General features: G+C 29.7%; 1 protein-coding gene. It reads left to right on the top strand.

Going from position 1 to position 1,434, the window contains the following annotated elements:
- Nucleotides 1–84 precede the first annotated feature (84 nt).
- A complete protein-coding gene (locus tag J5G60_RS18295) occupies nucleotides 85–1,308 on the top strand; it encodes an NAD(P)/FAD-dependent oxidoreductase (protein ID WP_150359071.1) in 1,224 nt (407 codons plus the stop codon).
- Nucleotides 1,309–1,434: the final 126 nt, after the last annotated feature.

Genomic DNA, 1,434 nt, shown 5'->3' with positions numbered 1-1,434 from the left:
ATATTTATATTGAATAAATTTGCGTAGTATATTACTATAGTAAGGTAATATACTTATTCTTATATAAAATAAGGTGTGTGATTAATGGCAAAAATAATAGTGGTTGGCGGCGGACCATCGGGAATGATGGCGGCAATAACTGCTGCAAAAAATAATAAAGACGTTATTATAATAGAAAGAAATGAAAAATTAGGCAAGAAGATGCTTATATCGGGAAAGGGAAGGTGTAATATAACCAATGGAAAAAACATAGATGAATTTTTTAATTATATTCCTGGAAATCCCTATTTCCTGTACAGTTCTCTTTATTCATTTACAAATGAAGACACCATGAAATTTTTTGATAACTTGGGAGTTAAATTAAAAATTGAGAGAGGGGATAGAATTTTCCCAATATCAAATAGATCTTCCGATTTAATTGATGCTATGAAAGATCAACTTATAAAGGAAGGAGTTAAAATAAAACTAAATTCCAGGGTAAAAAAATTTGTCTGCCATGATAAATTGATAAAGTCAGTTCAGCTTGAGGATAATTCTAAAATAGATGGAGATTATTTTATACTTTGTACAGGAGGATTATCTTACCCTAATACAGGTTCCACAGGAGACGGATATAAAATAGCTGAGAATTTAGGTCATACTATAGTAGAGTTGAAGCCTGCTCTTGTGCCTATAGAGATAAAGGAGAGTTGGATAAATCAACTACAGGGACTTTCATTAAAAAATGTAACTTTAAGTATAGTGGATTCTAGAAACAATATTTTGTATAGAGAATTTGGTGAAATGCTGTTTACTCATTTTGGCATATCTGGTCCTATTGTTTTAAGTGCAAGTAGAGTAGTGGAAGATAATGCCAATTTGAAGGCGGTTATAAATTTAAAACCTGCTCTGCAATTTGAACAATTGGATAAAAGATTACAAAGAGATTTTTTGAAGTATTCAAATAAAGATTTCAAGAATTCATTAGAGGATTTACTGCCCAAGAAGTTAATAGGAGTAGTTATAGATTTATCCAGCATAAATCCAAATAAGAAATGTAATTCCATAACAAGGGAAGAAAGATTAAAATTAGTAGATTTATTACAAAATTTTATCATGAATATAAAGGGTCTCCGTCCTATATCTGAAGCAATAGTGACATCTGGTGGAGTAAATACAAAGGAAATAGATCCATCCACAATGAGATCAAAAATAATATCGAATTTGTATTTTGCTGGAGAATTAATTGATGTAGATGGTTATACAGGAGGCTTTAATATGCAGATTGCATTATCTACTGGGTTTTTGGCTGGAACTCAGATAAAGTGATTTTAGGATTCACATAAAAATTGTAATTATCTCATAAAGTAATTTTGTACATGAAGCATGCGTGAATGTATTAAATTAATCCTATAAAATAAAGGATTTTATATTTTTTTATAGAATATATAATAG

It is taken from the genome of Clostridium sp. HV4-5-A1G (assembly GCF_900184915.1).
Taxonomy (GTDB): Bacteria; Bacillota; Clostridia; order Clostridiales; family Clostridiaceae; genus Clostridium_B; species Clostridium_B aromativorans.
Note: the sequence above shows the minus strand (reverse complement) of the source record. Positions and strands in the feature narration are given on the sequence as shown.

Bases quoted from the DNA above. Each gene is read 5' to 3' on its own strand.
- J5G60_RS18295 (WP_150359071.1), top strand. From the start codon at position 85: ATGGCAAAAATAATAGTGGTTGGCGGCGGACCATCGGGAATGATGGCG.